The sequence below is a fragment of the Legionella drozanskii LLAP-1 genome (genome assembly GCF_001467585.1).
GTDB lineage: Bacteria > Pseudomonadota > Gammaproteobacteria > Legionellales > Legionellaceae > Tatlockia > Tatlockia drozanskii.
On record NZ_LNXY01000027.1, the window covers coordinates 647,522 to 673,020 of the forward strand.

Below are 25,499 nucleotides of genomic sequence, written 5' to 3' on the forward strand. Positions count from 1 at the left end.
GTAACCTCTGTGTGGCAATTTAATACGAAGTAGCTTAATATTTGCCAACTTTTTCAAGCATTTTACGGCAATGACAAAAAGAATATTGGTTCAAAGACAAGTTTTCATCTCTGACATTATGTGTCATAGCGGATGTGGTTCCTCCCTTAACTACGCTCTTAACAACTTGTTTGAAGAATTTAAAGACAAAAAATATTTCCCGCAAGATGCTCAGTTGTCGATCTATCCTCAACCCGAAAAGCTAGGGGTTCACAGTTTAGAAATCAAAATTAAAACTGAAGAAGCAACATTCACTCCCCCAGAAAATCTTTGTGATTCTTTTTTTGATGAATTGAATAACCGCCTAGTTGAGATGGAAGGGCCACAAATCACTGATGACCCGCGCAAAGCACAAACTGAAACTTCGGGTAAAATCAACTGGATCAATATATTGATCAACTTATTGGCGATGGGAGTCATTACCCTTTTATGGTTTTTTTTTCCCCCATCCATACCTTTAACAATTGTTTTAACCACTATTTCCTTTTTAACCACAGGCTTTACTGCAAGAGAATATTTAATTAATTTTTTCCGCAATCTGCGCTCTAAAAACCTAGCTAATATGACGACTACTATTAGCTTTGGTTGGTTTTTATCTCTCGCACATACACTCTATCATTCGATAATGATGCCTATGGCTAGCAGTTTTTCCATGGCATTTATGAGTTTTGTCATGCCTGTTATGCTCATTACTCTGGTCAATGGCATGGATGAAATTAAACGCATCATTTTAAATAAATCGAAAAAAATGCGTTTGCAAGGAATGGATACTTTATTTCCAGAAATGAAAAAGGAATACCCTTGTTACCAGCTAAGTTCCACTGACCAAGTCAAGTTATCTGAGCTTATCGCCGCTTTTAATAAAGAAAACTCTCATGAGCTTAGGGAAGCAATTCAAGATTTGTTCACTGAGGAAGGCTTTGTTAAAGAAAGCACCGATGAATTAAGAGAAGGAATGTATATTGAAGTGGATCGCGAAGATTGCTTTCCTGTGGATTGTATTCTCATTCAAGGAAATACAACCGTTGACCCTTCAATTTTATCGGGAGAACATAAGGGAAATAAAAAGTTTTTAGATCTTATTCCTGCGGGTGCAGTTAACTTAGGAAATAAGGTCACCGTGTATGCTAAAGCAAATGCCTACGATAGCACAATCAACAAAATATTATTCCGTGCCAATCGTGCTCGTGAAAATAGAGCGCTCGAACCAAGCTCAAAATTTACCTATCTTTATACTGGGTTAATTATTGCTGGAATTATTGCTTCCATTGCAGCCCCACTGGCGTTTGGTGTATTTACTATTCCTTTGCTATTGCAAAACATAATGGGAATATTATTTGCAGTTTGCCCCTGTACTATTGCAATTGGCCATCAATTACCCACTCTTTTAAGTATTTTTCATCGTAGTAATAAAGGCATTATTTTACGGGATGACGAGCTCTCTGGGCGCTCTCACAAAATACATACCGTTGTGTTTGATAAAACTGGAACCCTGACTACCGGCAAAAGCCGAGTAACGCATTGCTCTGATACAATTTCTGAAGCGTTATGGGAAAGAATTTATTTATTGGAAAAGGAACAGGGAGGAGAGCACCCTATCGCTAAAGCACTCGTTAATTTTCGCGCAGGAAAACCTCAACCCATTATTAATAACGTCAGCGACGTTGTTCATGATTTCAAAAACCGTGGTTTATCCGCAAAAGTTCAAGGCGTTGAAATTTGCCTAGGAAATGCCACCTATTTCGAGGATGCGAGGATTAAAATTCCTTCAATTACAACGCCGCCAGGAGTAACATCCGTTTATGTTGCTGAAAACAATAGCTATAAAGGCGTCATTTTTATACAACATGAACCCAGGCCAGGCATCCAAAAAACACTGGAGCGTTTAAAGGAAAAGGGAGTAAATCTCATTATGCTGACTGGGGACAATCCTTCATCAGCAATGGGTTTTAATCAGCAGTTAGGGGGTGTTTTCGCAGATGAGAATATTCGTGCAGAAAAAACTCCAGAGAAAAAAGAGAAGTTTTTAGTTAAGCTGATAAAAAAAACAAAAAAACGAGGAGAAAGCTGTGAAGGAATTTGGTTTATTGGTGATGGTATAAATGACGCCCCCTGCGCCAGAATTGTAAGTGAAGAAGGCGGAACTAGTTGCGCCATGAACTCCGGTGATAAAGCTGCATTTTTTACCGATATTAGCTTAAATGGCTCATTAAAATATTTATTCAAACATCGCAAATTAAATCTTTTTTTGGAAAAAAATATCTTACAAAATCAATGGCTAATTGCTCAGAGCTCGGCAATTTTTTTAGCGTTTATTATTAGTTTCTCTATTGTAGGAATCGCCGTATCGCCATTAATTCCTTTAGCAATCATGCTATCAACCACCTTTTTGGTTTTATTCAATTCTTATCGCACCCAGCTTTCAATTGATAATGCACTCGATAAAACATCCTCTTTAACTAAAGAATTGCTAGCCTCGGATCTTTCAATCGGATTATTAGTGGGCGCCAGTACTTTGTTTATCTGCGCTGTACTCGTTGCAACGCTAGCAACTGGCGGTTTAGCATTCCCTGCGATTGTATTTACGGCAGGCGCCGCCTTGGCTGCCAGTAGCGCTTGTTTGATAACTGCAGGTCTAATGTTTGGCATATTTAGTTTAATTGCCACTTCCTATTTATTTATGAACAACTGCAGCTGTGAATCTGTGGAAACTGGTGAAGATTTCTCGGTGCACTCATTGGTTGAACCGTCCTCTCTTTCCGTTCAGGAAAGAGAGCCGAGTGTTCTCTCAGATTTTGGGATTACACGATATGCTCAACGGAAGACAGATAGTTCTTGCAATGAGGACAGTATAGTTGCAGATACTAGGCGTCCATCTTACGAATCATGCCCTTGACACGCTCGCTTTGAGCTAAAGAAAGTTGTGCTTTTTCTGCAGCTGCTCTAGAGCCAAAAGGTCCAACAATTACCCTGAACCAAGTACCTTGAGATTGGGAGACTGCAACAACACTGACATCAAACCCTTTCAAAGTCAGTCCTGCTTTCATTTGCTCAGCGTCTTGCTTTCTTTTAAAAGAAGCAATTTGAATTTGATAGTTGTCTTTGTTTGAGCCGGCGGGCGCTATAGGTTTACTTTCAGTCACAGCAATAGTTGCTGGTGAGCGAGCAGGCGCTGTCCCTTGCTTATTAGGAACTACAGCAGCAGCATTGCCCACCGCAACCGCCGGTTGGGAGACTGGCTTTGTGAGTACAGAGGCAGTTGGTTTTGGTGAAGGCACCACGACTGGTGCATTCCCGCCTTTCGCTAAGAGCGTATAAAATTCAAATTTGGGTTTTGGTAACTCTGGCTCTTTTTCTTTTGCAGCAACCTGAGTTTGAGACTGTGGCTTTGCCTCATGACGTTTTGCCAAGATATTTGCATTGACCCAACTACTTAAACTAGTAAAATCGAAGACCGTTGCCGTTAAATACCCCGCCAAAAAAGAAGCGAGAATCCAAAACAACTGCTTAGGAGCACTGCTTTTTTGTCTTATCGGCCTTCTTTTACCATAATCCTTTGCCATCACATGCTCTCAGGAGTTGATACCCCAATTAGTTGTAAACCATTTCTCAGTATTTGACGTACTGCCTTTAATAAACATAGGCGAGCTGATCTTAACAATTTTTGCTCGCATAGCAATTGTACTGCATTGTAATAACTGTGCAAGCCGTTAGCTAGGTCACGTAAATAATAGGCCAGCTGGTGAGGTTCGCATAATTTTGCGGAAGTCTCTATGACTTCAGAGTAACGAGTAATCAATGAAATTAAGGCAATCTCTTGCGGCTCGACTAATAAATCAAGGTGAGCAAGACCCTCTTCTTCATTCCAACTTAAACCACGCTCCTGCAGTTGACGCAACACGGAGCTAATGCGTGCGTGCGCATATTGAATATAATAAACGGGATTATCACTGGATTCTGATTTTGCCAGATCCAAATCAAAATCCATATGCTGCTCTGGCTTTCGCATTACATAAAAAAAACGAGCCGCATCATTTCCTACTTCTTCACGCAATTCGCGCAGAGTAACAAAGGAACCACTGCGAGTTGACATCTGCACGCGCTCACCGCCGCGATAAAGAATGGCAAATTGAACCAACAACACATCTAATGCATCCTGATCATGGCCTAACGCAGTTACTGCTGCACGCACCCGGGTTACATAACCATGATGGTCCGCACCAAAGACATCGATGACACGATCGAAACCGCGCTCATATTTATCCCAATGATAAGCAACATCCGAAGCAAAGTAAGTGGTTTGGCCATTCGCGCGAATAAGTACGCGATCTTTTTCATCGGCAAAATCAGTGGCACGAAACCATAAGGCAGCTTCTTTTTCATAGGTATGCCCTGCCTTTTTCAATGCTTGAATACCCTTGTTGATTGCGCCCCCATCCAGCAACGATTGCTCAGAAAACCACTGGTTATAATGCACACCGAATTCGGCCAAATCCTCTTTAATATCATCCAAAACAGAATCTAATGCTTGCTTATGGAATAATTTAAAACCTTCCTCGCCCAATAATCGTCTTGCTTGCTCAATCACCGCATCAATATAAAGCTCTTTATCGCCACCTTGTGGCTCATCAGCAGGTAATCCGTCTTTGATAAGCGACCAGGATTGAACGTAGGCGTTGCCATGTTGATTTAAAACTTGTTGCGCAATCTGCAAAACATAATCGCCACGATAGCCATTGGCAGGGAAAATAATTTTCTCACCCGCCAAGCTCAAATAACGTAACCAGACGCTAGCCGCCAAAATATTCATTTGTCGGCCAGCGTCATTAACATAATATTCACTACTTACATCATAACCGGCTGCGGTTAAGATATTGGCCAAAGTTGCGCCAAAGGCTGCACCTCGGCCATGTCCCACATGCAAAGGCCCGGTTGGATTCGCAGAAACGAATTCTAAAATAACCTTTTCTCTCTTTCCTAAATCACTACGACCAAAGGTTTCACCCTGCTTGAGTACTTCAGCAATGATTTGCGAACGCGCGTCGTCACGCATAAAAAAATTAATAAAACCAGGCCCGGCTATTTCTACGCGCTCGATTTGTGGATGAGTCGGTAAATGCTCAACAATTAATTGCGCAAGTTGTCGCGGTGCTTGGCCACAGGGCTTTGCTAGCATTAAAGCGAGATTGGTAGCGAAATCGCCGTGAGTTTTATCTTTTGCGCGTTCTATCTTAATTTCGACATCAAGATCTAGCGGTAATTGAGAAGACTTTTTGAGGGTCTCGAGAGCTTGTGTAATGATTTGTTCAACAGCAGCTTTCATGGGGTTTTCATTCATCAAAAAGCGGCTATTATGCGCTTTTTCGATGCCAGTTGCAAAAATCAAGGCAAGCGCTCAGTAAAAAAATCGATAAATGCTCTGATTTTTGCTAATTCAAAATCATAAGCTCGATAAAACATAAAAATTTCATAATTTCGAAACTTGTATTGCGGTAATAGTTGAATTAATTCACCACTTTCTAGCCATCGTTTGACTAAACTGTCTCCTGTTAAAAATAAACCAATACCTGCTAAACAGGCCTGATTGAGTGCGTCAAAATCATTCATATAAATAATAGGTTTTGCGCAAGCTAATCGTCCGCCTTCCGCTAAGGGTAAAAAATGAGCCGGCTTACGCAAACTATGGGAAACCATTTTAAAACGCGGCAAATCCTCCGCTGTTTCTGGTTTGCCATAACGATGAACAAATTCTTTTGAAGCACAAAGGATATTATTCATACTATACATTTTGCGATATTTGAGTGACTCGGTGGCCGGAGGAATAATAGGAAACCCTACCATGATATCAATATCAGAGCGTGAAATGGCTTCATCCTGTTCTGAAAAAATAAGCTCCAAGTGCAGCATGGGGTACTTTGCTATCAACTCTTTTAGATGCTTTAGAACCCAGTTCTTTGAAGTAATGGTCGATACTAGAACCTTCAACTCGCCCTGTGGTTGTTCGCGATTTGATTCGATAAATTGATTCACCGCAGTAATTTGCTCATCAATTAATTTGCAGCGCTCGTAGAATAAATGACCCAACTCAGTCAATTGCACTCTGCGTGTTGTCCGCAAAAATAGCTGCTCGCCAATGGCGTCCTCGAGATGCTTGATTTGTTTGCTAACTGCCGTAGGACTTAAGTGCATTATGTTTGCAGCCAAAGTAAAGCTTCCCAGTTCAGCCACTTTCAGAAAACAACTTATTTGTCGCTGATTATACATTAGACATTCTTATTATGAACCAAAAGTTCATAATGAATGAATTTTTAATCAATTTACAAGTTTTACTACTAAATAATAAAATAAAGATAAGTAAAAGGAGTAAAAATAATGACTATTAAAACGATAAGCTACCAATTTCACCACATGGGCATTCCCACTGATGTACCACAGCCGAATGAGCGCTATAGCTCAACTTTTAAAATGTATACTAGCGGCGGAGAAAATAGTGAGTACCGGATCCAATATCACCGCTTCGAAGCCGATTCGCCTTTGCATCCTTTAATAAAAACAAAGACCCATGTTGCCTTTAGAGTGGATAATCTTATCAACGCCATTGAGGGTAAGGAACTGATCTTAAAACCCTACGAACCGTTTCCAGGGTTTAAAGTGGCGATGATTGCGGAATGCGGAGCACCTATTGAACTCATTGAAACGGCGTTGAGTGAGGCGGAGATCTGGTATTCTGAGCATAAGAATTCGATCATTTATCCTGAAAACGAATAATTGGCCTAGAGCCTGGATCTTGTTCGCTTGCTGAAATCTTATCTATACTAAAGTTAAATTTTAAAAACAAGGATGGTTATCATGACAGCTTTCGACCCCTCCTCTAAAAATGAAGTGCTCAAAATAATCAATAATGTCGCTCTGTTTATGGGCATTGGTCCTCATGAGCAAGGGATGCTGGCTGATAAATGTTATATTAGTGAACACAAAGCGAATGAAATTATTATTGAGCAAGGTGACGTCGCTAATAAAATGTATGTCATTATCGAAGGTAGCGTACTGGTATCTGTGAAACATGGTTCAGCACAATGGAAACGAATTAACCTCCTCGCACCTGGGGATGTATTTGGAGAAATTGCCATTGTCCGAAATATTCCAAGAACAGCTCGTATTACGACTCTTACACCCTCAACTTTTCTCACAATAAGTGACAAAGATTTTTTAGCTGCCTACCAATATTTTCCGCCTAAAGCACGTGATAATATCCAATTAGTGATAGCAAAACGTCTTAAAGAAAACCAATCCTATGCCCAATAACTAAAAAATTTTAATTGTTGCAAAAAATTAACCAATTGTTTATAAAAACAAATTTTTGCTCATAATTTTTTTAAAACCTTATAAAAACACCATCATTTAAAAAACATGTTGAATTAAATTTAAACCTAGGTACAATTTTCCACGCTTATGAAGCGAATAATAATTTACATAATAACTGCTGTTGCTTGTCTTGTACTGAGTACTTTTGGATTTCTTCATTTTAAGAAAAACCCGAAACTAACAGTCACTGCAGGCAAAGAAACAATGCAAGCTGAGACTATAAAAATAGTGGCAGCTAGCACCTTAGCAACTGTTAAAACTGAAACTGCGAAATCAGCTTCGGCACTCGATGCCACATTAAAAGAAAAAGCGATTAAAGCAGGTTCTACAAAACTGGTTTTGTCGACTAATACCCATTCAAAGACAAAGGCTGTTGACGCTAATCCTACCAAAAAAGTTTTGACTACCCCTACGCTAGCAGCCAAAAACGAACCGAAGGACATAGCGCCCAAAAAGGTAACGATCAAAAATATTACTCTCAAAAAAGTATCTTTTGAGCAGCTACCTGGCTGGAATAAATCCGGTGTTAAAAATTCATTGGCTGCATTTCAGGAATCATGTAAGGTTTTTCTGAAAAAGAAACCCACTCATCCAGTTGGTTCTCAACTTATCAAGTTAAAAGCAAAAGATTGGCTTCCTGCCTGTAACGAAGCGGTAACAATTAATACCACTACAGAAGCGAGCGCAAAGACTTTCTTTGAAAAATGGTTTTACCCTTTAGAGCTTGTAAAAAGAAAACCAATTCGTGGTATTTTTACTGGTTATTATATGCCCTTGGTTAAAGGTAATCTGACCAAAACCAAGCAATACAATGTTCCTATCTATGGTTTACCCAAGCATCTTCCTTGGAATAGTCAAAGAACTCATTCTTATACTCGCCAAGCAATTGACCAAGGCGCTCTAAACAAACAAGCCCCCGTGATAGCCTGGATTCACAGCCCTGTGGAACGATTATTTTTAGAGATCGAAGGCTCAGGAGTTATTAGGCTTGCAAGCGGTAAAAAATTATATTTAGGCTATGCAGGTGAAAATGGCGCCCGTAATACACCGGTTGCCAGCGTATTGATTAAAAATGGCGTCATGAATAAGCATACAGCCTCGAAAAATGCGATAAAACGCTATTTTCAAAATCATCCATCCAAGGTCGATAATATCCTTCATCAAAACAAGTCCTTTGTTTTCTTTGAAAATTTAAAAAAGCCAGTTGCTCTTGGTGTGCAAGATATTACGCTCACGCCCGGTTATTCTCTAGCCATAGATAAAAAATGGATCCCTCTTGGTTCACCATTATGGCTCAGTACAAAGAAGCCACTCAGCCAAAATAACGAATTGAAAGATTTTCAACGCCTAATGATTGCTCAAGACACTGGCGGGGCAATTCGTGGTTTGATGCGCGGAGACGTTTATTGGGGTTCAGGTAAGCAAGCAAGCTTCCTTGGTGAGAACATGAAAAACGAAGGCCGCTATTGGTTATTCCTACCCAAGCACATTTTTGATAAGCTGACTAACCTAGGACGAATGGTCGGTTAGTCGATATATTGTGCGAATAACAAGCTTATTGGGCCAGGAACTAACCTTCAATCTAAAGGATGTGATATGAAAATAGCAGTTTGTAGTGACGAACTTTATCCTATAAACGATTTTGTGGTCGAAGAGTTACAACGCCTAGGCCATCAAGTTGTCCTCTTTGGAGCAATACAATCACGTCAGAATGAATCTTGGACACAAGCAACGAAAGCTGCGGCTGAATCAATTTGTCAAGGAAACTGTCAGGAAGGGATTTTTTTCTGCTGGACTGGAACAGGCGCTTCTATTGCCGCTAATAAAGTACCAGGCATCAGGGCTGCGCTTTGTACCGATGCGCAAACAGCAGCTGGTGCAAGGTTATGGAATCGAGCCAATGTCTTAGCCTTATCCAATCGACTCATTACGCAGGATTTGGCAAAGGAAATTTTAAACGCCTGGTTTAATACCGCAATGAATGAACAAAGCGACTTGGCTGCCGAAGAAATCAAAACCATCGAACAGCTTTATAAAGCAAAATGATTCAACTGAGGCATTTTGCTTAATTAGCAATTCGTTTTTACTCGCTTAGCGGTTTTGCCACACCCGTTGGCTGCGCACCTGGTTTGGATAGGTTCTGCGCTTCGACAATATTAATATTATCGACAAAGCATTTAGTTTCCCCACGCCAAGGCATTACAAATTCTTCGCAGTGATAAGTGAGAATAACATGATCATTATTCTGCATCGCTAGTTCTGCTTTTTTAACGAGCGACGATTTAAATTGACCTATGGTAAAATGGAATTCACGACCCGTAGCTCCGCTCGCGTTTTCTAAGCCCCCACGAATCAGTTCGCCTTCGTAAGTCCCCCAAAATTTACCTTCCTTTGCCACTTTGACTATAATTCCCGATTTTTGTCCCGATTTTATTGTCCAGCAGCCAGCTAAGAGGCCTGTCGACAATACCAGCAACAAAAATATAAATTTTCTGTTCATTTCTCACTCCCTTTTCCTGCAAGCTTAGTCAGGAAATTATTTAAAATCAATTTGTCATTCTTATATTTTTTCTAAAACTTCCTGCAAATGTTTTACCGCTTCCACTTGCATATCAATAGCTTGTTTAGGCGCATTAGCAAAAGGAACTATCGCTCTTTTAAAGCCATGTTTGGCCGCTTCTCGCAAGCGTTCCTGACCACTTTGCACTGGACGAATTTCCCCAGCCAAACCAATTTCACCAAAAATAATTGTTTCACGATCAAAAACTCGATTACGTAAGCTTGAAACAACCGCTGCGATTAGGGCCAAATCGCTACCTGTTTCCGTCACTTTCACGCCGCCGACTACATTGATGAATACATCTTGATCAAAAGTGGCTATCCCGCCATGACGATGAAGCACCGCCAGCAAAATAGCAAGTCGATTATGCTCAAGCCCGGCCGTTACACGTTTTGCTTGTTGGCCATGCGCCTCATCGACTAAAGCTTGCACCTCAACTAGCATTGGCCTTGAACCTTCCCAGGTGACCATCACCGCCGATCCTGGCGTACTCTCAGGTTGACGGGATAAAAAAATGGCTGAAGGATTAGCAACTTCTTTAAGACCCCGATCCGTCATCGCGAAAACACCAAGCTCGTTAACTGCCCCGAAACGATTCTTTATCGCTCGAATAACCCGGAAACGGTTATCAGTTTGTCCTTCAAAATATAAAACGCTATCCACCATATGTTCTAGAACTCTAGGACCTGCTAAAGCCCCTTCTTTGGTGACGTGCCCAACTAGAAAAACAGCTGTTTGAGTCATTTTTGCAAAACGAACTAACTGCGCTGTGGATTCACGTACTTGCCCCACACCACCGGGTGCTGAACTTAAACTCTCGGTAAAAATGGTTTGTACCGAATCGATAACCATAATGCGCGGAGTTTCTTTTTGCGCATGAGCAATAATGCTTTCTACCTGTGTTTCGGCTAATAAACGCAAACCCTTGATGGGTAATTGTAAGCGTTTAGCACGCATAGCGACCTGCTGCAAAGACTCTTCACCTGTCACGTAGAGAACTTTTTGTTCCTGCGATAAATTAGCTAAGGTTTGTAACAGTAAAGTGGATTTTCCAATCCCCGGATCACCACCAATTAAAACGACTGAGCCATCAACCAAACCACCACCTAAAACCCGGTTTAATTCGGATAGGCCACAATCCATACGGACTTCTTTATCGAGTACTACATCTTCCGCCGCCATCACTTCCGAACGTTGATTAGCATAATGTCCCATGCGAGCGCTACGGTTGGGTGAGACAACATTTTCTTCACTCACTGCATTCCAAGCACCACATTGCGTACACTGACCAGCCCACTGCGAAAAAACAGCAGCACATTGATTACAAATAAACCGGATCTTGCTTTTCATTGAACGAGGCTCGAGGCATTTTTAAAAAAAATTGAGCTTAGGTTGAAGCTAAAGTCTTGTCAACCAGAGTAACTCGTACTTGTGAAAATTTACGTTCAGTCATAAAATTTGCTATTGTCAAAGACTAGTTAGCAAATATGCAAATAAATCAAAAAACCTTTCAATGGGCAGTCGTAGGTGCAGGACCTGCAGGCATTGCAGCTCTAGGGAAATTATTAGATCATCAGGTCCCACCGACGGAGCTTTTATGGATTGATCCTCAGTTTAAAGTAGGGGATCTCGGGCAATTGTGGCCCAATGTCTCAAGTAATACGATTGTAAAACGCTTTGTCGATTTTTTAAATGCGGCCGATTCTTTTACTTATAAACAGGCGAAAATTGATTTTCAATTGAATCATCTAATTCCCGATCACACCTGTGATCTAAATCAAATTGTGGAGCCTTTACAATGGGTTACAGACCATTTAACCCAAAAAGTAGTTAGTGAAAAAGCAACAATTCGAAGTATGGAATTAAAAGAACGCAGCTGGTTTTTATCGTCTGAAACGCAAGTTTACAAAGCAAAAAATGTCATTCTCGCAACTGGAGCTGTCCCTGCAAATCTCAACTACCCGGGTGTGGATGTTCTCCCTTTTGAAATTGCTATTGATCTGGAGCGCTTGAAGCAATTTATCGATAAAAAACAGACCTATGCAGTGTTTGGTTCTTCGCATTCTGCAATCATAATTATTCGTCATTTGGTTGAACTAGGGGTTAAAAAAATAATTAATTTTTATCGTTCACCCTGTCGTTATGCAATTGATATGGGCGAATGGATCTTATTTGACAATACCGGCCTCAAAGGCCAGACAGCCGCTTGGGCGCGGGAAAACATTGATGGGATTTTACCCGATAATTTAGTCCGCTATAACACTAGCGAACATAATATTGCCCGGTTTTTACCCGAGTGTGACAAAGTGGTTTATGCAGTAGGTTTTGAAAAACGCTCCAACCTTATTATTGATCATTATGAACATCTCACCCACAATCCACATCTCGGAATTATAGGCCCTGGTTTATTTGGTTTAGGGATTGGCTATCCTGAATTAAAAGCCGATCCCTACGGTAATTGTGAATCACAAGTTGGGTTATGGAAATTTATGGTTTATTTAAGTCAAGTAATGCCAGTCTGGCTTAAGTATCCTACTTAAACTCCTACCCTTTTTCATGAAGCAATATTTCAAGACAAGGGCAGTCTCAATGCAGTATACTTTGGCAACTCTCAATCAGGATCATGCTATGACTAAACCCATCCATTTTGAAAAATCCATGACAGAACTTGAAGAAATTGTCATGCAATTGGAAAAAGGTGAATTGTCACTGGATGATTCACTGAAACAATTTGAGAAAGGAATTGTCTTAGCACGCAAATGCCAAGAAATTTTGCAGCACGCTGAGCAAAAAATTGAGATGCTTGCTACCTCAGCAACCCCTTTGAGCAGTGAAATTTCCGATGATTAATCAAGAAATTAATACTTATTTAGTCCGTCATGAAAAGGTTCTACAACAGTTGTTAGCGGATGCAGAAATACCGGCCGAACGCATCAGAAAAGCGATGACTTACTCTCTTTTTCCTGGGGGTAAAAGGCTTCGCCCCACCCTCATTTATTTATGCGGAGAAATTCTGAATACGCAGCTCGCCTGCCTTGATATCATCGCTGCTGCTGTCGAACTTACCCACTGCTATTCACTGATTCATGATGATTTGCCTGCCATGGATAATGATGATTTACGCCGCGGTAAACCCAGCTGTCATAAAGCGTTTGATGAAGCCACTGCGATTTTAGTTGGCGATGGCATGCAAGCTTTAGCTATTGATATTCTTCTCTGCTATTTACCTAAGTCCTTAAATCCAACGCAAGTTATTGAGATAACACGCGAATTAGCGCTCGCAAGTGGCCCTGCAGGCATGGTTAGCGGACAAAGTCTTGATCTCTCTGAATTAACAAATACCGCAATTAGTGAATCTCAATTACGTACAATCCACTCGCTCAAAACAGGGAAATTGATTTTAGCTTGCGTTAACATGGTCGTCGCTGCAAGTGAACCTGCTGAAATCGCAGTCAAAGCCTTGCGTGATTTTGCCGGCCATTTAGGTTTTGTTTTTCAAATCCAAGACGATTATTTAGATCATTATGCTCAGACTGACTTGCTCGGTAAAGGACGGGCCTCTGATCTAGCCAATCAAAAAATGACTTTTGCTAGCCTTTACACTCAAGAGGAATTGGGACATTTAATTGATCATCATTTCCAATTAGCTCGGGATGCTTTAATGCCTTTAGGTCATCAAGCAGAACATTTACTCGCTCTTAGTGATTATCTGCACCAACGAAATAATTATTAGCCTAAATGCTATTATTGGGTATAGTGTATGGCGCACATTCTAAAGACAACTGACAAGAGGTCACCGCAACATGGAGTTAGGACATTTACTTTCAGGAAAACCAATCAATTATAATTATTTTCTTCATCCAGACCGAACTATGAATTTTATTTACGCATTATGTCTGTTTTTTATTGGATATTTTATTGCCAAACGACTCAGCCTTGTTACCGAATCAAATCATGTTAGCTCGACGCTCTGTCTTCTATATAATTTTTACCATGTTTTTTGTCGCTAGTTTGCAGCATTTAGGGTTTCAATTGAGTGTTTTGCTGGGAGCAGCTGGGGTTTTTACGGTAGCAATCAGTTTTGCCTCGCAAACAGCCGCCTCTAATTTGATTAGTGGTATCTTTTTATTATTTGAGCATCCTTTTAAAGTGGGCGATACTGTCGAAGTTAAAGGCATTAATGGTGTAGTCGACTCGATTGATTTACTCTCAACAAAACTGAAAACCCCTGATAATAAATTGGTGCGCATTCCTAATGAAGCGATGATCAAATCCGAAATCATCAATTTAAGTTATTTTTCCACTCGCCGTATTGATTTAATTGTTTCGGTGGCTTACAGCTGTGACCTTAGCAAAGTTAAATCGTTGCTAATCAAGATAGCTAACGATTGTGCTCAAGTTTTAAATGACCCTGAACCTAATGTGACGATTAATAACTTTGCGAACGCCGCTGTTGAACTTAAATTTATGGTCTGGGTCAATAATGCTGACGCCTCTTCGGCCCGTAATAGCTTGCAAGAAATGATTAAACAACAATTTGATCAGGAAGGAATAGAAACACCGTTACCACAAGTTACAGTGCATCGAGTATAGCAAGATGGATCCAATTACCCACGGTGCCTTAGGTGCAGCCTGTGCACAGGCCTTCTTGCATAGACGCGATCAACGAAATGCTTGGATTGTTGGTGGTTTAGCAGCAATGGCACCTGATCTGGATATCTTCATCAACTCGAAGTCAGATCCAATGTTAGCCCTGCTCTATCATCGCAATTTTACTCATTCATTCCTGTTTATTCCTCTCGGAGCCTTATTAGTTGCTTTAGCGTTTATGATATTTAAACGATTTCGCCAACATTGGCGGCTCACTTTGCTAGCTGCATTTATTGGCTATGCCACCCATGGCTTACTCGATGCTTTTACGAGTTATGGTACGATGTTATTTTGGCCTTTCTCAGATCAACGCATTAGTTGGGATATTGTTTCTATCGTTGATCCGATGGTCACCATACCTTTAGTGCTGGGAGTCGCTTGGACTATTATCCATGATGATCAAAAAGGAGCATTTGTTGGCCTGTTTTTCGTCGGTTTATTTTTTCTATTTAATACGGTGCAACATTATCGTGCTCTGTCTACGATGCAAACTTATTTAGCCCAAGCTCATTTATCTGTGAAAAGAGTGCGCGCTTTTCCCTATCTTGCAAGTTCAACACTTTGGCGAGATGCTGCTGAAATCGATAGTCAACTCCATATAGCCGATGTGAAAACTCCATTAACTCAAAGCACTGAACTGAAACCGGTGGGAATTTTTCCTCTTTTCCAGCCTAGCGATTTACCATCAATTGTTAAAGACTCGCCAACTCAGATGCGAGATTTTAGGATTTTCTATTGGTTTTGTGATAGCTATGTGATTTTAGCTCAACAGCTACCATTAAGCCTAGCTGATGGACGTTATCTTATTAATACAAACCCAACGATTTCATTGTGGGGAATTCAATTTTTACCCGACCAACCACATGTAACAACCCTAAGTTTTATCAAATTGGAAGCCACAAAATGACAGTAGCTCTACTTGCGACAGGTGATGAAATTATTCATGGTGATATTCTTAACACCAATAGTCACAATCTTGCTCAAGCCTTAAGTTCAGAAGGTTTACCTTTAGGATTACAGCTAGTCTGTAGTGATAAAGAACATGAGCTTTATGATTGTCTTTCATTCTTGGCAAAACATCACAATATCATTATCATTACCGGCGGGCTTGGACCCACCTCGGATGATAGGACTCGTTTTGCTTTGGGCCGTTTTCTTAAAACTGATTTAGTTGAATTCCCAGCAGCGATTCAACATATTCAAAATCGCTTGGGTCTTAGTGAGCAGGCATTGAACCCAGGGAATCGGCAACAAGCTCTTTTCCCAGCGAATGCCACTATTCTTCCCAACCCTAACGGTACTGCTGTGGGTTGCTATTGTGTACATGAAGCTAAAATTTTTATATTACTGCCTGGCCCCCCGCGTGAATGCCTGCCTATGTTTAATGATCATGTATTGCCGTTGTTACAACAAATGACTCATAGTGATAAACAGATTCATAAATGGCGTTTATTTGGAGTTGCAGAAAGTCAAATTGCCCAAGAAATAGATGAGGCTCTCGCCAAGATAGATTGTAAAACGGGTTATCGTTTGGAAACACCCTATGTTGAATGCAAGGTACGATGCAAGAGTCATTTGATGATTGAGGTTATACAAATCGTTGAATCGATAGCAGCTCCCTATATTATTGCTGGTCCGGAACAAAAAGCCTCGGAATTATTGTTCGAAAAGATTGTGAAGAACCAAATACCCATTTCCATTATCGATGAGGCAACAGGAGGAATCTTACAAACACTAATCCAACAACCTAATAGTTATCCCTGGTTAAAATTTTATTATGATAAAGACGCCGTTCTTCATTTTCATCTACGTGGACTTAAAGAATACTGGTCAGGCGAGGGAAAAAAAGGAAAAACCCAAGTGTCTGTTGAATATCGCAATGCAAAAATGAGCGGCAAAGAGACCCATGATCTTCCCTATCGTAGCCCCCTTGTCGTTCATTATGCAGCAGAATGGCTAAGCTTCCGCCTCTTTCATCTCATCGATCAACTGCATTAGTGAGTAGCAAAGCTGTTGAGTGCCGACGCCACTAAGAGCAGAAATCGTAAATACTTTATCCTTCCACTGCAAACCATCAATAATGTTTTGCACTGCTTTTTGTTTTGTTTCCTCATCAGGAAACATATCTATTTTATTTAAAACGAGCCAACGTGGTTTATTAACTAGCTCTGGATCATAGATTTCCAGTTCATTGATAATTGCTTTAGCGGAGTCGACTGGATTTGTATCATCCAGAGGACAAAGATCAACCACATGCAATAATACACAAGTACGGGAAAGATGCTTTAAAAATCGGTGGCCCAGACCAGCACCGCTAGCCGCTCCTTCAATTAAACCTGGAATATCTGCCATCACGAAACTTTTATGCATAGAAACACTCACCACTCCCAAACCGGGATGCAGTGTAGTAAACGGATAATCAGCCACTTTCGGTTTAGCACTGGAAACCGCTCGGATTAGAGTCGATTTACCAGCGTTCGGTAAACCAAGTAAACCTACATCGGCCAGTACGCGTAATTCCAAACGCAAATGGCGCGCCTCACCTGAACTACCTTGAGTCGTTTGTCGGGGTGCGCGATTAACACTGCTTTTATAACGGGTATTGCCTAATCCATGAAAGCCGCCTTGAGCAACTAATAACCGTTCGCCAGCATGATTGATATCTCCAAGCAGTTCGCCTGAATCGATATCGTAGATCATCGTTCCCACAGGAACGTAGATGATTAAATCTTCCCCTTTTTTACCACTGCAATTGCTACCCATACCTGGTTGGCCATTTTCGGCTTTGTAATTACGTTGATAACGAAAATCAACTAAGGTATTTATGTTTGAGCTGGCTTCAAGAAATACAGATCCACCATCTCCGCCATCTCCGCCATCGGGTCCACCGCGTGGCACAAATTTCTCGCGTCTAAAGCTTAGGCAACCATGGCCGCCATTTCCTGCTTCAATTTTAATGATTGCTTCATCGACGAATTTCATGATTTACACCCCAAAAAAGTAATCGCTCAGAGAGGTTGAAGGGTTTTTAGGTTCATGAGGGGCCAAGGCCCAACCTACATTGCTAAGATGGTTTTCTTTCCCGCATCCTGAGACTTCGAAGGACTCAGTCGAACGGTTTAAGCTTGAACACAGCTTGCAAAATGAACACTAGATAGCCATTCCCAAATAAGACTAAACGCTTACCAAAAAAAAGCCCCGGAATGCCGGGGCCTAGTAGTAAATCAATCTTAGTTTTCTACTGCATTAATTTTGACGAATTTGCGATTTTTGGTGCCTTTGATGGTGAACTCTACAATTCCGGTCACTAAAGCATATAAAGTGTGATCACGTCCACAACCTACGCCTTCACCAGCATGAAAACGTGTGCCGCGCTGACGAACAAGGATTTCACCTGCATTAACCATTTGGCCACCATAGCGCTTAACGCCAAGGTACTTAGGATTCGAGTCGCGGCCATTACGTGTACTACCGCCTGCCTTTTTATGAGCCATTTCTTTCCCCTCTTACTAACCGATCGAAGTAATTTTTACTTGCGTATAATATTGTCGATGACCCATTTGCTTCATATGGTGCTTACGACGACGAAACTTAATAATTTTCACTTTCTTGTGGCGACCATGCGCAATCACTTCGGCTTTAACCGCGGCTTTTGCAACAAATGGAGTACCCCAAGTCATCTTATCACCATCAGCAAGCATGAGGACTTCAGAAAAACTGATTTCGTTACCTACATCATCGGACATTAATTCTAACTTTAGAATATCACCTTCTTTTACGCGATATTGCTTACCGCCCGCCTTAATTACAGCATACATAGCTATTCTCCAACTCGCCTGAATGGCTTTTACGAATTCAATAAAGTGGCATATTCTATGAAATTACGCCAATGACTTCAAGTTGATTTTAAAATATTGTATACTTCGCCACCCTATCTGTATTAGGGAACCTTGTTCCTGGTCGCGGGACAACGCGTTTTTACTCATTATGGAGACTGCTAATGTCAACAATAGTTTTAGAAGCTGAAACAAGAAAAGATATGGGGAAAGGTGCGAGCCGCCGCCTACGTCGTCTTGAAAATAAAGTACCTGCTGTTTTATACGGCGGAGACAAAAAACCCCAATCAATTCATTTATTGCACAATAAAGTAATAAAAGCGCTAGAAAGCGAGAGCATTTACTCTAGTGTTTTTGATTTACATGTTGATGGTAAAGTAGAACATGTCATTCTAAAAGATCTGCAACGTCATCCCTACAAACCCGTTATTATGCATATGGACCTGCAACGTGTTGGCGCGAAAGATGTATTGGTAATACACATTCCTCTTCATTTTATCAATGAGCAAACATCGAAAGGCGTTAAAGCAGGTGGCATAATTTCTCACACAATGAATCAAGTTGAAGTGCGTTGTCAGGCAAAAAACCTTCCTGAATTCATTGAAGTAGATATGGCCGAAGTAGAAATGAATGACGTCCTTCACCTTTCTGACCTTAAACTTCCTAAAGGTGCGCAACTCACAATTGATGTGAAAGATGGCAGCCATGATTTACCGGTTGTAAGTATTCATGCCCCTAAAGTTGCTGTTGTGGAAGAAGAAGTAGCTGCTCCTGCCGCTTCAGAAGAAACAGAAACTGAAGTCGCACCAGAAGAAAACGAAGAGAAAGGCGCTGAATAACGCGTTTCTTAGAAGTGTATGGGCCGAAAGGCCCATCATTGAACGAGCCCTCCTATGGCAATTAAACTTATTATCGGCCTACGCAATCCCGGATCTGCCTATGAGCATACTCGACATAATGCGGGTGGATGGTTTGTAGAAACTTTAACGCAGCGTCATAATGGCTCGTTTAAAGTAGAAAAAAAACTGCATGGTGAAGTAGCGAGTTTTACAATTAATACTATTTCCTGTAAGACCTTACTTCCTTTGACTTTTATGAATCATAGTGGATTAGCGACTAGAGAAATCGCTCAGTTTTATCGCATTATTCCTGATGAAATCTTAGTTGTACATGATGAACTGGACTTACCTCCAGGAAGAATAAAGATTAAAACAGGCGGTGGGCATGGCGGACATAATGGCCTTAGGGACATTATTGCCCAATTAGGCAGTTCTGAATTTCACCGTTTACGAGTAGGAATTGGCCATCCTGGTCATAGAGACTTAGTATTAAATTTTGTGTTGGGAAAGCCATCCCAGCACGATAGGCAATTAATGTTTGACGCAATCGATCGTGGCATAGCGGTGATTCCTACCCTTTTGACAGGCAATATTGCCGGGGCTATGAATTTATTAAACGGTTAGATGAATATTCTACCGATCTATATGTGATTTTGTGAGGTGCACAATGGGATTTAAATGTGGAATAGTAGGCTTACCCAATGTTGGTAAATCAACTCTCTTCAATGCATTAACTAAAGCAGGTATTGAAGCTGCAAACTATCCTTTTTGTACCATTGAACCGAACGTCGGTATTGTTACGGTGCCTGACCCACGTCTTGACGCTTTGAGTGAAATCGTTAAACCGCAACAGGTCGTTCCGGCTACGATGCAATTTGTGGACATTGCGGGACTTGTTAAAGGAGCAGCCAAAGGTGAGGGATTAGGCAATCAATTTTTAGCCAATATTCGCGAAACAGATGCGATTGCTCACGTAGTGCGTTGTTTTGACAATTCAGACGTTGTTCACGTTGAAGGTCGGGTTGATCCCTTAAGTGACATCGAAGTTATTAATACAGAATTAGCACTGGCTGATATGGAAACTGTTGAAAAGGCGCTTAATAAGGCAGGTAAAAACAGTAAAAGCGGTAATAAAGAAGCCCTTTTTGAAAAACAAATGCTTGAAAAAATAAAAACGCATTTAGATGCAGGCTTTCCAGTACGTACTTTGCCACTCACAACAGAAGAACAATCGCTTTCTCGTCGATTATTTCTACTCACCGCAAAACCTGTACTTTATATTGCTAATGTTGATGATAATGGCTATGAAAATAATCCTTATTTAGACAAAGTAACTGCTCTTGCTCAACAAGAAAAGGCTTCTATAGTAGCTCTGAGTGCAGCGACAGAAGCTGAGTTGGTCGACTTAGATGAGGCAGATCGTAAAGAATTTATGGATGACTTAGGTCTTGATGAACCGGGATTACATCGAGTCATTCGTGCAGGCTATGAGCTTTTAGGCTTACAAACTTATTTCACAGCTGGAGTCAAAGAAGTTCGCGCTTGGACTGTACACAAAGGCGCCACAGCACCTCAAGCCGCTTCGGTTATTCATACTGATTTTGAAAAAGGATTTATTCGAGCTGAAGTCATTGCCTATGATGCATTCATCACTTATGGAGGAGAACAAGGTGCCAAGGAAGCAGGAAAATTACGTCTTGAAGGAAAAGAATACCTTGTTTGTGATGGCGATGTAATGCATTTTCGATTTAATGTTTAAGGCTTTTTTTCACTATGGACTACTCTCTAATCATACTGTACAATGTCTTCCCTATTACAAGGCAGATGATTTAGAGGTTTACCTTGTCATTCATTACAACAACATTCTTTGGCGCCCATGGAAGTGGAAAAACTTCCCTAATTTATCGTTTGAAAAGCGGTCGATTTGTTTCGGATGAAGAGCGCAGATATACAAGGGATTATCCTGAAGACAATTCTCCTGTCTATTATACTACTGTACACATTGATGAAAGCAGCAGGCTTAAGATTTGGGATATATCAGAATCGGATAAAGTACCTCCGCAGTATATTCCAGAATTAAAAAAAGCTTACCTAAAAGATTGCCAGGTCTGTGTGTATGCCCTTGATTTATCAAAAAATTTCGACGAAGAAGCCTTTGCTGTCGATATTAAATTGATAAAAGAAACATCTCCAGATACAGCGATAGTCTTAGTAGGATGCAAAAGCGATTTGCAGGAAACTCGAAAAATCGATGATGCATTATTACACAAGATCCAAAAAAAATATGATATTCCTTATGAACCCATTATTACTTCAGCCCTCAAAGATGAGAAGGTACAAGAATTATTTACTACCATTACTCAAATTGGACAATATCAAAAAGCAAAAAACTACGTCAATCCTCATACGCAGCGCAAACCTAGCTGGCTTCATAGACCCACATTGACGGAGATGAAAGCGCTCCTCAAACCTAATTTACCATTTTACGAAGCCGTAACTAATCTTGAGACTTTAATTCAAGAATTACCCTTGCAGCAAAGACAGGTAATTGAAGATGCGCTCGTAGAATTACTCATTGGCTTGCACAACTCTGAACAAGATAAGAAAGAGGTCATCGAAACCTTCGTCAATAAGTGCAGTACAGCCTTGCAAGAAGCCAGCGCACTCGGCGTAGCAAAAAGCATCATTACAAAAGTAAGCCAAGGTATTCTCGTTGTTGCAGCCGCGTCTACAGTAACAGTGTTGCTTGGTTCATTAATTTTTGGCCTAGGTATAGGTACATTAATCATTGGGAGTCTTATAGGAGCAGGAATAGGATATCATTTAGTGAGCCAAGGATTCTTCAAATCGCCTATTAATCGAGCATTTGACGAACTTATTGGAGCGATTGATATCAATAGTAATTTTATTGAAGACACTACTTTAACGTCGCTTGGAAGTTAAAAAATTCATTGCATGATTTAATGAGTAAACATTAATGGATAAAACCTCTCTTTATCTAAAATCGCTAAATCTCAATTCATACCAATTACTCCATAATTCCGTTTTTATTAAAGACGAACAAGGGCGCTATTTATGGGCTAATGATTTTTTTGTGCATCAATCCGCAGGTCATAAATCCATCAGCGAAATTGTTAACAAAAATGATTATGATTTTTCCTGGCAAATCTATGCTGATGAGCTGAGGATTAATGATCAACTGCTACTTGAGCACCGGCAAAGTATTAGCGTCTATGAAAAAATTGTCCGTTATGATGGCCAGCAGGTGGATATTCTGACTCGAAAATGTCCCCTATTCGATCAACATCAAACTCTCATCGGTTTAATTGGTTTTTGTATTGAATTACCAAAACCAAGGAAACTTAATCTACTTAGTCCAAGAGAGCAAATCTGCCTCCACTATTTGTCTCAAGGACTAACCTATAAACAAATAGCAAAGGAATTAAACCTCTCGCCTCGTACAGTGGAAACCTACATCAACTCTGCTAAATCGAAGTTAGGCATTGAAACAAAAGCGCAATTGATTGGCGAATATTTCAGAGCTAAATCTCCGTGATTTTACGGATAGCTTCTCCTGATCGTATCGATTATTATTCCTATGCTTCAACTTGAAGCCTCAGTGAATCGTGCTTCATCTGGGTAACTTTAAAGTAATAAGGATTAGATTATGAGAGTTAAACATATCGGATATGCAGCAGCGTTGAGTCTTGCGATTCTAAGTCAAACAGGATTTTCTGCTCAAGAAACCATGGTTTTTAAGAATAATCATGGATCTACTCTAGAAATTACAGTCAACGAGGATGACAGTGTTCAAGGTTTTTTCACTACAACAGTGGCTACCAAAGATTGCCAACAAGTGGTTGGTCAAAAAAGACCTGTGGTTGGTTTTTTAACAGGCAATGCCTTAACGCTAAGTATCTACTATCCGAGTTGCGGTTCTGCCCTAAGTATTATTGGTAACTTAAAAAAGGACAACAAGATAATCGATAGCACTTGGGTGGCTACGCATCAAGTTGATCCTACTAAAGATGCTCTCAGTGCTCGATTTATCGGCCATAACAAGTACAAACGAATTTCTTAAAAGCTTACAGCGGAGCTTTAGTTCTTTCAGCAATTAAAGCCCCCCTAAGAAAATGCAACGATGGATCAAGCCAGGGGAATTCCGGTCGGGCGTAGCAACTGTCTTGAGGATATAGTCCATTATCAAAGTGAATCCCCGCGGCTACCAGGGGCTTTCTAGCCCTATTTAAAATGGACCCGGTGGCCCAAGCAACAGGGATTCGCCAGACGATTGCGCAAGGAAATATTGATTAAAAGAAAAACAACTATATAATTGTGCAATTCTTAATTTTACTTTGAGAAAAACAAATGAAAAAACTCTTTCTTGCTTTAGCCCTAACTCCTTCACTCTTGTCCGCAGCTAACATCCAGATACCTTATACACAATTAGCACCGAGCAAAGATCCGCACTGGGAACAAATTACAGCGCCGGATTATGGTACTTGGACTGGATCTGCAGTTATGCATCGAGCCGCAGTACCACACGGTTGGCTAATTACCACAGGATTTCATGATGTAACGGTTGTTTTTGTTCCAGATGAAAACCATGAATGGCTAAAGTAACTCAACTCTGCAATAAATAAAATAGACGAATTTGGAGCAAGCTTGATAAAGCACCTAATAACACTCTGGAATTATCATCAAATGCATCATGAAATTAATACAGAAGCAGATTGTATTATTGGCTTGGGTAGTTATGATTTATCTGTAGTAGATCGATGCGTGGAGTTATATCGCAATAAGCTCGCTCCAAAATTGTTATTTTGTGGCAAATTTGGCAATTGGACTAAGGGGCTATGGGAAAAAACAGAAGCGGAAACTTTTGCAAACCGAGCGATTGAAATGGGAGTTCCTCCAGAAGATATTTTGATTGAAAAAGAATCAACCAATACTGGTGAAAATATCAAATTTTCTCGCGCTATTTTAGCAGCTGAAGCTAATAACACAAAAAAAATTGTGATTATTGCGAAACCCAACAGCGAACGCAGAGCTTATGCGACTTGCAAGAAAGTATGGCCAGCAGTTGAGTTAGTCGTTAGCAGCACACGCAAGAATTTAGAGCAACTTCCCCCGGTACAATTGGAAAATTTAACCCATGAAATGGTTGGCGATCTGCAACGGATAATCCACTACCCAGAATTAGGGTACCAAATTCCCCAAAACATACCTGATGAAGTCATGTATGCCTATAATTCTCTTATCGAGCTCGGATATACTGGGCATTTGATGAAAGCAGCATTAGTAAACTGCCCATAAATTCAAAACTAATCTGCGCTACCGGTATTGGATCGTCCATGTGGACATGATGACTGCCATCAACTTCATAGATTGATAAGTCTTTTATTGTTTGCGCTCTACTTTGAAATAACTCATCCGGATAGAAAACACCTTGTTTAGCACGAATAAGACCTACTGGCACTTCAATAGCAGATAACATTTCTCTCAATTCATCTTCGCAAGGAAGGGTTGAACTGAGACAGCGTAATCGTTGGTCAAAGTTCCAATGCCATCCGTATTTAGTTTTAATTGTTCCTCGTTCAACCAAAGCCTGTGCCGCCTGGTAGCTAATATTTCCAATTTTCATCCTATCTTGAATAGCTGAGTTTTGATCAGGAAATAAAGTACGTTGCTTTGAGTTATAAAACAAATAAGTTTCAATGTCATGTTGGAAATAATTCATTCTCTGTTCAATAAAATTGACAGTCGGTCCTAAAATATCAAGAAAAATCATTCGCCCTACTTGCTGCGGCCGGGCAATCGCAATGGTAGTTGCTAATAGTGAACCAAGTGAGTGAGCAATGATATCAAAAGAGTTCCAGCCTAATTCTTTGATTAAATGCAACATTAAATAAGCGTCGTTTTTCCAGTGAGGCATCACGCCCTCAGGGTAGGAACTTGAAAATCCTGTGCCGGGGTAATCAACAGCAACCAATTGTCTATCAGGAAATAATGGAGCCAAAAAATCGAAACTTGCTGCATTATCCATTTTGCCATGCAAACATAGCACTGGTTTTGGAGATTTTGCATTCCAAATTTTTAAACCAATGGTAAAGCCTGGAATTTTGATACTTTTTTCTTCCCAAATTTTCACCTGTAAACCCACCCTAGTTGCTAAAACCTCATCCTGCGAAGTGAATTATAAATCTCAGC

The 25,499-nt window shown here is 40.5% G+C and carries 28 protein-coding genes; 19 read left to right on the top strand and 9 right to left on the bottom strand.

All coding sequences use genetic code 11. The features are described from left to right. The first annotated feature begins 70 nt into the window (after positions 1-70). Positions 71-2,935 carry an HAD-IC family P-type ATPase gene (locus Ldro_RS12055; RefSeq protein ID WP_058496652.1) on the top strand — a complete coding sequence of 955 codons (2,865 nt, stop codon included), beginning with the start codon at positions 71-73 and terminating at the stop codon, positions 2,933-2,935. Here the strand turns inward: Ldro_RS12055 and Ldro_RS12060 are convergent. From Ldro_RS12060 to Ldro_RS12070, 3 genes are read right to left on the bottom strand one after another with little or no spacing between them, the layout of a single operon-like run. Beyond that, the gene (locus tag Ldro_RS12060; protein ID WP_058496653.1) at positions 2,904-3,602 is read right to left on the bottom strand and encodes an SPOR domain-containing protein; all 699 of its coding nucleotides are present in this window, start codon (positions 3,600-3,602) and stop codon (positions 2,904-2,906) included. The two genes, Ldro_RS12055 and Ldro_RS12060, sit on opposite strands and share 32 nt — an antisense overlap. Then, a complete protein-coding gene (gene argS, locus Ldro_RS12065) occupies positions 3,602-5,362 on the bottom strand; it encodes an arginine--tRNA ligase (RefSeq protein WP_058496774.1) in 1,761 nt (586 codons plus the stop codon). The genes Ldro_RS12060 and argS overlap by 1 nt, the downstream gene beginning before the upstream one ends. 59 nt (positions 5,363-5,421) lie before the next feature. Beyond that, positions 5,422-6,303 carry a LysR family transcriptional regulator gene (locus tag Ldro_RS12070; protein WP_058496654.1) on the bottom strand — a complete coding sequence of 294 codons (882 nt, stop codon included), beginning with the start codon at positions 6,301-6,303 and terminating at the stop codon, positions 5,422-5,424. 108 nt (positions 6,304-6,411) lie between these two features. Here Ldro_RS12070 and Ldro_RS12075 point away from each other — a divergent pair, with 108 nt between their 5' ends. The 4 genes from Ldro_RS12075 (at position 6,412) to Ldro_RS12090 (ending at position 9,450) form a co-directional block, all read left to right on the top strand. Further along, a complete protein-coding gene (locus tag Ldro_RS12075) occupies positions 6,412-6,807 on the top strand; it encodes a hypothetical protein (RefSeq protein ID WP_058496655.1) in 396 nt (131 codons plus the stop codon). 81 nt (positions 6,808-6,888) lie between these two features. Further along, on the top strand, positions 6,889-7,344 hold the full coding sequence (locus Ldro_RS12080) for a cyclic nucleotide-binding domain-containing protein (RefSeq protein WP_058496656.1): 456 nt from the start codon (positions 6,889-6,891) through the stop codon (positions 7,342-7,344). 147 nt (positions 7,345-7,491) lie between these two features. Next, positions 7,492-8,934: a murein transglycosylase A gene (mltA, locus tag Ldro_RS12085; RefSeq protein ID WP_058496657.1), complete on the top strand. Its 1,443-nt coding sequence runs from the start codon at positions 7,492-7,494 to the stop codon at positions 8,932-8,934. Positions 8,935-9,000: 66 nt separating this feature from the next. Beyond that, positions 9,001-9,450 (top strand): RpiB/LacA/LacB family sugar-phosphate isomerase, encoded by a 450-nt coding sequence (locus Ldro_RS12090; RefSeq protein WP_058496658.1) that lies wholly within the window; start codon positions 9,001-9,003, stop codon positions 9,448-9,450. Between the two features lie 37 nt (positions 9,451-9,487). On the opposite strand, the gene Ldro_RS12095 is transcribed toward Ldro_RS12090, so the two are convergent. Next, the gene (locus Ldro_RS12095) at positions 9,488-9,904 is read right to left on the bottom strand and encodes a hypothetical protein (RefSeq protein ID WP_131764189.1); all 417 of its coding nucleotides are present in this window, start codon (positions 9,902-9,904) and stop codon (positions 9,488-9,490) included. Positions 9,905-9,964: 60 nt separating this feature from the next. Continuing rightward, entirely contained in the window at positions 9,965-11,314 is a 1,350-nt protein-coding gene (radA, locus tag Ldro_RS12100) for a DNA repair protein RadA (RefSeq protein ID WP_058496659.1), read from the bottom strand. Between the two features lie 143 nt (positions 11,315-11,457). Here radA and Ldro_RS12105 point away from each other — a divergent pair, with 143 nt between their 5' ends. The 6 genes from Ldro_RS12105 (at position 11,458) to Ldro_RS12130 (ending at position 16,612) form a co-directional block, all read left to right on the top strand. After that, on the top strand, positions 11,458-12,504 hold the full coding sequence (locus tag Ldro_RS12105) for an FAD-dependent oxidoreductase (protein WP_058496775.1): 1,047 nt from the start codon (positions 11,458-11,460) through the stop codon (positions 12,502-12,504). 88 nt (positions 12,505-12,592) lie between these two features. Next, complete coding sequence (locus tag Ldro_RS12110) at positions 12,593-12,814, top strand: exodeoxyribonuclease VII small subunit (RefSeq protein WP_058496776.1); 222 nt, start codon at positions 12,593-12,595, stop codon at positions 12,812-12,814. Then, on the top strand, positions 12,807-13,697 hold the full coding sequence (locus Ldro_RS12115) for a polyprenyl synthetase family protein (protein ID WP_058496660.1): 891 nt from the start codon (positions 12,807-12,809) through the stop codon (positions 13,695-13,697). Before Ldro_RS12110 ends, Ldro_RS12115 begins: the two co-directional genes overlap by 8 nt. Before the next feature lie 185 nt (positions 13,698-13,882). Beyond that, complete coding sequence (locus Ldro_RS12120; RefSeq protein ID WP_058496661.1) at positions 13,883-14,557, top strand: mechanosensitive ion channel family protein; 675 nt, start codon at positions 13,883-13,885, stop codon at positions 14,555-14,557. A gap of 4 nt (positions 14,558-14,561) precedes the next feature. Further along, entirely contained in the window at positions 14,562-15,521 is a 960-nt protein-coding gene (locus Ldro_RS12125) for a metal-dependent hydrolase (RefSeq protein ID WP_058496662.1), read from the top strand. Further along, on the top strand, positions 15,518-16,612 hold the full coding sequence (locus Ldro_RS12130) for a competence/damage-inducible protein A (RefSeq protein ID WP_058496663.1): 1,095 nt from the start codon (positions 15,518-15,520) through the stop codon (positions 16,610-16,612). The genes Ldro_RS12125 and Ldro_RS12130 overlap by 4 nt, the downstream gene beginning before the upstream one ends. Here the strand turns inward: Ldro_RS12130 and cgtA are convergent. From cgtA to rplU, 3 genes are all read right to left on the bottom strand, one after another. Beyond that, the gene (gene cgtA, locus Ldro_RS12135; protein WP_058496664.1) at positions 16,571-17,596 is read right to left on the bottom strand and encodes an Obg family GTPase CgtA; all 1,026 of its coding nucleotides are present in this window, start codon (positions 17,594-17,596) and stop codon (positions 16,571-16,573) included. The two genes, Ldro_RS12130 and cgtA, sit on opposite strands and share 42 nt — an antisense overlap. Positions 17,597-17,844: 248 nt before the next feature. Then, positions 17,845-18,108 (bottom strand): 50S ribosomal protein L27, encoded by a 264-nt coding sequence (gene rpmA, locus Ldro_RS12140; RefSeq protein WP_058496665.1) that lies wholly within the window; start codon positions 18,106-18,108, stop codon positions 17,845-17,847. A 15-nt stretch (positions 18,109-18,123) separates the two neighbouring features. After that, positions 18,124-18,432, bottom strand: coding sequence for a 50S ribosomal protein L21 (gene rplU / locus Ldro_RS12145; RefSeq protein ID WP_058496666.1), 309 nt, complete (start codon positions 18,430-18,432; stop codon positions 18,124-18,126). A 182-nt stretch (positions 18,433-18,614) separates the two neighbouring features. Here rplU and Ldro_RS12150 point away from each other — a divergent pair, with 182 nt between their 5' ends. The 8 genes from Ldro_RS12150 (at position 18,615) to Ldro_RS12185 (ending at position 24,605) form a co-directional block, all read left to right on the top strand. After that, complete coding sequence (locus tag Ldro_RS12150; RefSeq protein ID WP_058496667.1) at positions 18,615-19,289, top strand: 50S ribosomal protein L25/general stress protein Ctc; 675 nt, start codon at positions 18,615-18,617, stop codon at positions 19,287-19,289. A gap of 54 nt (positions 19,290-19,343) precedes the next feature. Continuing rightward, positions 19,344-19,913: an aminoacyl-tRNA hydrolase gene (pth, locus tag Ldro_RS12155; RefSeq protein ID WP_058496668.1), complete on the top strand. Its 570-nt coding sequence runs from the start codon at positions 19,344-19,346 to the stop codon at positions 19,911-19,913. A 43-nt stretch (positions 19,914-19,956) separates the two neighbouring features. Continuing rightward, positions 19,957-21,048: a redox-regulated ATPase YchF gene (ychF, locus tag Ldro_RS12160; protein ID WP_058496669.1), complete on the top strand. Its 1,092-nt coding sequence runs from the start codon at positions 19,957-19,959 to the stop codon at positions 21,046-21,048. An 83-nt stretch (positions 21,049-21,131) separates the two neighbouring features. Then, positions 21,132-22,232 carry a hypothetical protein gene (locus tag Ldro_RS12165; protein ID WP_058496670.1) on the top strand — a complete coding sequence of 367 codons (1,101 nt, stop codon included), beginning with the start codon at positions 21,132-21,134 and terminating at the stop codon, positions 22,230-22,232. Positions 22,233-22,266: 34 nt separating this feature from the next. Continuing rightward, positions 22,267-22,845: a PAS and helix-turn-helix domain-containing protein gene (locus Ldro_RS16510; protein ID WP_058496671.1), complete on the top strand. Its 579-nt coding sequence runs from the start codon at positions 22,267-22,269 to the stop codon at positions 22,843-22,845. A 111-nt stretch (positions 22,846-22,956) separates the two neighbouring features. Next, the gene (locus Ldro_RS16115) at positions 22,957-23,370 is read left to right on the top strand and encodes an avidin/streptavidin family protein (RefSeq protein ID WP_058496672.1); all 414 of its coding nucleotides are present in this window, start codon (positions 22,957-22,959) and stop codon (positions 23,368-23,370) included. A gap of 287 nt (positions 23,371-23,657) precedes the next feature. After that, positions 23,658-23,912, top strand: a complete 255-nt coding sequence (locus Ldro_RS12180) for a hypothetical protein (RefSeq protein ID WP_058496673.1) — start codon at positions 23,658-23,660, stop codon at positions 23,910-23,912. 42 nt (positions 23,913-23,954) lie between these two features. Next, positions 23,955-24,605 (top strand): YdcF family protein, encoded by a 651-nt coding sequence (locus tag Ldro_RS12185; protein ID WP_131764188.1) that lies wholly within the window; start codon positions 23,955-23,957, stop codon positions 24,603-24,605. Here Ldro_RS12185 and Ldro_RS12190 read toward each other — a convergent pair. Continuing rightward, entirely contained in the window at positions 24,547-25,440 is an 894-nt protein-coding gene (locus tag Ldro_RS12190) for an alpha/beta fold hydrolase (RefSeq protein ID WP_058496777.1), read from the bottom strand. The genes Ldro_RS12185 and Ldro_RS12190 overlap by 59 nt on opposite strands. Positions 25,441-25,499 lie beyond the last annotated feature (59 nt).

Bases quoted from the DNA above. Each gene is read 5' to 3' on its own strand.
- Ldro_RS16115 (WP_058496672.1), top strand. From the start codon at position 22,957: ATGAGAGTTAAACATATCGGATATGCAGCAGCGTTGAGTCTTGCGATT.
- Ldro_RS12080 (WP_058496656.1), top strand. From the start codon at position 6,889: ATGACAGCTTTCGACCCCTCCTCTAAAAATGAAGTGCTCAAAATAATC.
- Ldro_RS12150 (WP_058496667.1), top strand. From the start codon at position 18,615: ATGTCAACAATAGTTTTAGAAGCTGAAACAAGAAAAGATATGGGGAAA.
- Ldro_RS12095 (WP_131764189.1), bottom strand. From the start codon at position 9,904: ATGAACAGAAAATTTATATTTTTGTTGCTGGTATTGTCGACAGGCCTC.
- rplU (WP_058496666.1), bottom strand. From the start codon at position 18,432: ATGTATGCTGTAATTAAGGCGGGCGGTAAGCAATATCGCGTAAAAGAA.
- Ldro_RS12125 (WP_058496662.1), top strand. From the start codon at position 14,562: ATGGATCCAATTACCCACGGTGCCTTAGGTGCAGCCTGTGCACAGGCC.
- Ldro_RS12115 (WP_058496660.1), top strand. From the start codon at position 12,807: ATGATTAATCAAGAAATTAATACTTATTTAGTCCGTCATGAAAAGGTT.
- pth (WP_058496668.1), top strand. From the start codon at position 19,344: ATGGCAATTAAACTTATTATCGGCCTACGCAATCCCGGATCTGCCTAT.
- Ldro_RS12060 (WP_058496653.1), bottom strand. From the start codon at position 3,602: ATGGCAAAGGATTATGGTAAAAGAAGGCCGATAAGACAAAAAAGCAGT.
- radA (WP_058496659.1), bottom strand. From the start codon at position 11,314: ATGAAAAGCAAGATCCGGTTTATTTGTAATCAATGTGCTGCTGTTTTT.
- Ldro_RS12180 (WP_058496673.1), top strand. From the start codon at position 23,658: ATGAAAAAACTCTTTCTTGCTTTAGCCCTAACTCCTTCACTCTTGTCC.
- Ldro_RS12070 (WP_058496654.1), bottom strand. From the start codon at position 6,303: ATGTATAATCAGCGACAAATAAGTTGTTTTCTGAAAGTGGCTGAACTG.
- Ldro_RS12090 (WP_058496658.1), top strand. From the start codon at position 9,001: ATGAAAATAGCAGTTTGTAGTGACGAACTTTATCCTATAAACGATTTT.
- rpmA (WP_058496665.1), bottom strand. From the start codon at position 18,108: ATGGCTCATAAAAAGGCAGGCGGTAGTACACGTAATGGCCGCGACTCG.
- cgtA (WP_058496664.1), bottom strand. From the start codon at position 17,596: ATGAAATTCGTCGATGAAGCAATCATTAAAATTGAAGCAGGAAATGGC.
- mltA (WP_058496657.1), top strand. From the start codon at position 7,492: ATGAAGCGAATAATAATTTACATAATAACTGCTGTTGCTTGTCTTGTA.
- Ldro_RS12130 (WP_058496663.1), top strand. From the start codon at position 15,518: ATGACAGTAGCTCTACTTGCGACAGGTGATGAAATTATTCATGGTGAT.
- Ldro_RS16510 (WP_058496671.1), top strand. From the start codon at position 22,267: ATGGATAAAACCTCTCTTTATCTAAAATCGCTAAATCTCAATTCATAC.
- Ldro_RS12110 (WP_058496776.1), top strand. From the start codon at position 12,593: ATGACTAAACCCATCCATTTTGAAAAATCCATGACAGAACTTGAAGAA.
- Ldro_RS12055 (WP_058496652.1), top strand. From the start codon at position 71: ATGACAAAAAGAATATTGGTTCAAAGACAAGTTTTCATCTCTGACATT.
- argS (WP_058496774.1), bottom strand. From the start codon at position 5,362: ATGAAAGCTGCTGTTGAACAAATCATTACACAAGCTCTCGAGACCCTC.
- Ldro_RS12075 (WP_058496655.1), top strand. From the start codon at position 6,412: ATGACTATTAAAACGATAAGCTACCAATTTCACCACATGGGCATTCCC.
- ychF (WP_058496669.1), top strand. From the start codon at position 19,957: ATGGGATTTAAATGTGGAATAGTAGGCTTACCCAATGTTGGTAAATCA.